The following is a 4,660-nucleotide window of genomic DNA, read 5'->3' as shown; positions in this document are numbered from 1 at the left end:
CATGATCGTTGGCATTGGCGTAGACGTTGTAGACATCGAGCGGTTCGGCCGCCAGCTTGAGCGGACCCCGGGGCTCCGGGACCGGCTGTTCGTGCCCGCGGAACGCGAGCTGAACACCCGCTCGCTGGCCGCGAGGTTCGCCGCCAAGGAAGCCGTGGCCAAGGTCCTCGGCGCGCCGGCCGGCATGAACTGGCAGGACTGCTGGATCGGCCTGGACCAGCACGGCCCCACCATCCAGGTCAAAGGAACTGTGCTGGCGGTGGCCGAGTCCAAGGGCGTCAAACGCTGGCACGTCTCCATGAGCCACGACGGCGGCATTGCCACCGCCACGGTCCTGGCCGAAGGCTGAGCCACTTACTGCTCCGCCCATCGACGGACCTGACACCATGATCAGCGCCTATACCGGAACCCAGATCAGGGTTGCAGAACAGCCGTTCCTGGCTGCCGGGATGGGCGATGTTCTGATGCAGCGGGCCTCCCACGGGCTCGCCAACGCCGTGGTCCACGAGCTTCAGGCACGCAGCCGGCGGCTTTACGGCGCCAGCGTGGCCGTCCTCGCAGGCAAGGGCAACAACGGGGGAGACGGCCTCTTCGCCGCCTCGTTCCTGGCCGCCAGGGGGATGCGTACGACGGCGGTGCTCACCGCCGGAACGGCCCATGCCGCGGCGCTGGCTGCCTTTGAGCGCGCCGGGGGGCGCGTACACCTCCTCACCGAATCCAACGCCAGCCAGCTGGCCGCACACGTGGCGGGTGCCGACGTCGTAATTGACGCAATCCTGGGGACAGGCGCCCGCGGCGGCCTTCGCGGAGCTGCAGCCGGCCTGGTGAGCGGCCTTTCGGATCTGCGGCTGCTGGCCGGGGACCCGGGGATTGTGGTTGCTTGCGATATCCCCAGCGGCGTTGATGCCGACACCGGGGAAGCCCATGCGCCGGTCCTTTCCGCGGATGTGACCGTCACTTTCGGCGCGGCCAAGGTGGGGCTGCTGGCGGACCCTGGCGCCGATCACGCCGGCCGCGTCCACGTGGTGGCCATCGGCATAGAGGACCAGCTGCCCTGGCCGGCGCTGCGCAGGTTTGAGCCGGTGGAGCTCGCCCGGCTCCTGCCCCAGCCCGGGAGGCGCTCGCACAAGTATTCCCGCGGCGTCCTGGGCGTCGTGGCCGGATCCGCCGACTATCCCGGCGCCGCCGTGCTGGCCTGCCGGGGTGCGCTGGCTGCCGGCGCGGGGATGGTCCGCTACCTGGGCCCGCCCGAGGTGGCCGACCTGGTGCGGCAGTCGTGCCCGGAGGTTGTGTGCAGCACGGGCTCTGTCGGTGAGACGCACGTCCAGGCGTGGCTGGTGGGTTCGGGCATGGGTCCGGGCGATACTGAACAGCTCCGGCACGCCCGTGACGCCGTGGAATCCGGCCTGCCCGTGATCGCCGACGCCGGTGCGCTGCCTGCCCTGCCTGCGGTCCTGGCGCCGCAGGTGATTCTCACGCCGCACGCCGGCGAGCTGGCGGCCCTCCTCCAGCGGCTCGCCTCGTCCCCGGACAGCCCGGACTTTGATCCTGCCCCGGACCGTACCGCCGTCGAGTCCTCCACCCTCGGCGCAGCCCGGCATGCCGCCGTGCTCACCGAGGCCACCGTGCTGCTGAAGGGTGCCACCACCCTGGTCGCGTCGCCCTTCCAGGATTTCTACAGCCAGGCGGACGGCACGGCGTGGCTCGCCACCGCCGGAAGCGGCGACGTCCTGGCCGGGATCATCGGTGCGCTGCTCGCCCAACTGGGGCCCGACGTCGGGCGCTTCCGTGATGCGGGCATCGATCCGGACGAGCGCTGGGCGGCTATTGCCGCCCTCGGGGCCAGCCTCCACGGCCTCGCGGGAGCGGCCGCCTCCGGCGGCGGACCGCTGACTGCGGGCCGGATTGCGGACGCCGTACCAGACGTTTGGCATAAAGTCAGCCTGCTTAGTAAACCTGCGGACCGGAAACGTAATAGTCACACCCACCCGCTACCGTAGGCATAGATTTTGTACCGGCAGGGGCGGCTTTGTGTCCACGCACCCGCTGTCGAACAACGATGAGGAGCACGAATGGAAATCTGGCCCGGAACGGCATATCCGCTTGGCGCCACTTTTGACGGGACCGGCACGAACTTCGCTTTGTTCAGCGAACGCGCCGAAAAGATCGAGCTGTGCCTCTTCGATGACGACGGCGTGGAAACCCGGTTCAGGCTCGACGAGGTGGACGGCTACGTCTGGCACGGCTACATCCCGCAGGTCCAGCCCGGCCAGAAATACGGCTACCGCGTCCACGGGCCCTATGACCCGGACTCCGGCAACCGCTTCAACCCCAACAAACTGCTCCTGGACCCGTATGCCAAGGCCGTGCACGGGCAGATGGACTGGGACCCGGCGCTCTTCTCCTACAACCTGGGCGAGCCGGACTCCATCAATAATGAGGACTCCGCGCCGCACATGATGATGGGCGTGGTGATCAACCCGTTCTTCGACTGGGACGGCGACCACAACCTGCGCATTCCGTACCACAAGTCGGTCATTTACGAGGCCCACGTCAAGGGCCTGACCCAGCTCCACCCGGAGATCCCCGAGGAGCAGCGCGGCACCTACGCCGGCGTGGCACACCCGTCCGTCATCGCGCACCTGCAGAAGCTGGGCATCACCGCGATCGAGCTGATGCCGGTGCACCAGTTCGTTAACGAGGGAAACCTGCAGGACAAGGGCCTGAGCAACTACTGGGGCTACAACACCATCGGCTTCTTCGCGCCGCAGAACACCTACAGCTCCACCGGCGACTCCGGCCATCAGGTCCAGGACTTCAAGGCGATGGTCCGCACCCTGCACCGCGCAGGCATCGAAGTGATCCTGGACGTGGTGTACAACCACACCGCCGAAGGCAACCACCTGGGCCCCACCCTGTCCTTCAAGGGCATCGACAACGCCTCCTACTACCGGCTTATGGAGGGCGACGAGAAGCACTACATGGACTACACGGGCACGGGCAACTCGCTCAACGTCCGCCAGCCGCACTCGCTGCAGCTGCTCATGGATTCCCTGCGGTACTGGGTCACCGAAATGCACGTGGACGGTTTCCGCTTCGACCTCGCCTCCACCCTGGCGCGCGAGTTCTACGACGTTGACAAGCTCTCCACCTTCTTCGAGCTCATCCAGCAGGATCCGGTGGTGTCCCAGGTCAAGCTCATCGCCGAGCCCTGGGACGTGGGTCCTGGCGGCTACCAGGTGGGCAACTTCCCGCCGCAGTGGACGGAGTGGAACGGCCAGTACCGCGACACGGTCCGGGACTTCTGGCGCGGCGAACCGGCCACACTGGGCGAATTCGCGTCCCGCCTCACCGGCTCCGCCGACTTGTACGAGCACTCGGGCCGTCGGCCCGTGGCCTCCATCAACTTTGTCACCGCCCATGACGGCTTCACGCTTGCCGACCTGGTGTCCTACAACGAGAAGCACAACGACGCCAACGGTGAGGACAACAACGACGGCGAATCCCACAACCGGTCCTGGAACTGCGGGGCTGAAGGTCCCACCGACGATCCCGCCGTCCTCGGGCTGCGCGCCCGCCAACAGCGGAACTTCATCGCCTCGCTGCTCCTGTCCCAGGGTGTGCCCATGCTGCTGCACGGTGACGAAATGGGACGCACCCAGCAGGGCAACAACAACGGCTACTGCCAGGATTCGGAACTGACCTGGGTCAACTGGGAGAACATCGACCAGCCCCTCGTCGAATTCACCGCCGCCGTCAACGCGCTCCGCGCCAAGCACCCCACGTTCCGCCGGAGCAGGTTCTTCGACGGCCGCCCCGTCCGCAGAGGCGAAGGCGAACGGCTGCCGGACATCGTATGGCTTGACGTTGACGGCGACACCATGAAGCCGGAGGACTGGGACAGCGGCTTCGGCCGCTCCGTGGGCGTATTCCTCAACGGCGACGGCATCCGAGGCAAGGACGCCCGAGGCCGCCGGATCACGGACGTGAACTTCCTGCTGTACTTCAACGCCCACGATGACATGGTTAAGTTCACCCTGCCGGCCGACGAATACGCACCGGCCTGGGACATCATCATCGACACCGCCGGCCACAATGCGGACACCGAACCGGTCCAGGCCGGTGACGCTCTGCCGGTGGACGCAAAGTCGCTGGTGGTCCTCCGGGCCCACACCGTTCCCGATGTTGAACCGGACCATTCCGTAGCCGCGTCGCTTGCCGCGCTGTCGCAGACCGCCACCAGCGAGACCGAGTCCCTCAGCACACCCATGGTGGCCGAGCCCGGGAAGACCACGAAAGTGGGGCACCGGAAGGGCGGCGCCAAGTGAAGGCTCCGGTGTCCACCTACCGGCTCCAGATCCGCAGCAGCTTCACACTCTTTGATGCTGCCGCGACCGTTCCGTACCTGAAATCACTGGGCGTGGATTGGGTCTACCTGTCTCCGATCCTGACGGCGGAACATGGTTCCGATCACGGCTATGACGTGACGGACCCGTCGTCGGTGGACCCGGAGCGGGGCGGTCCGGAAGGGCTGCTCTCCCTTTCGAGGGCCGCGCGGGAGCACGGCATGGGCGTGCTGGTGGACATCGTCCCCAACCATGTGGGCGTGGCCTCGCCGGCACAGAACCCGTGGTGGTGGTCGCTGCTGCAGGAAGGGCGT

4 protein-coding genes are annotated in these 4,660 nt (G+C 67.2%); all 4 read left to right on the top strand.

The window, feature by feature from the left end:
* Position 1 precedes the first annotated feature (1 nt).
* On the top strand, positions 2-349 hold the full coding sequence (locus V6M49_RS03495) for a holo-ACP synthase (RefSeq protein WP_056344245.1): 348 nt from the start codon (positions 2-4) through the stop codon (positions 347-349).
* 37 nt (positions 350-386) lie between these two features.
* On the top strand, positions 387-2,000 hold the full coding sequence (locus V6M49_RS03490) for an NAD(P)H-hydrate epimerase (RefSeq protein ID WP_332760047.1): 1,614 nt from the start codon (positions 387-389) through the stop codon (positions 1,998-2,000).
* 72 nt (positions 2,001-2,072) lie between these two features.
* Positions 2,073-4,328, top strand: coding sequence for a glycogen debranching protein GlgX (glgX, locus tag V6M49_RS03485; RefSeq protein ID WP_141141184.1), 2,256 nt, complete (start codon positions 2,073-2,075; stop codon positions 4,326-4,328).
* On the top strand, positions 4,325-4,660 hold a 336-nt coding region (locus V6M49_RS03480), incomplete at its 3' end, for an alpha-amylase family glycosyl hydrolase (RefSeq protein ID WP_332760046.1). The genes glgX and V6M49_RS03480, both read left to right, overlap by 4 nt.

Origin of the sequence: Pseudarthrobacter sp. (genome assembly GCF_036675385.1) — a bacterium.
GTDB lineage: Bacteria > Actinomycetota > Actinomycetes > Actinomycetales > Micrococcaceae > Arthrobacter.
The sequence above is the reverse complement of the archived record's forward strand: the minus strand, read 5'-3'. Positions and strand labels throughout refer to the sequence as shown.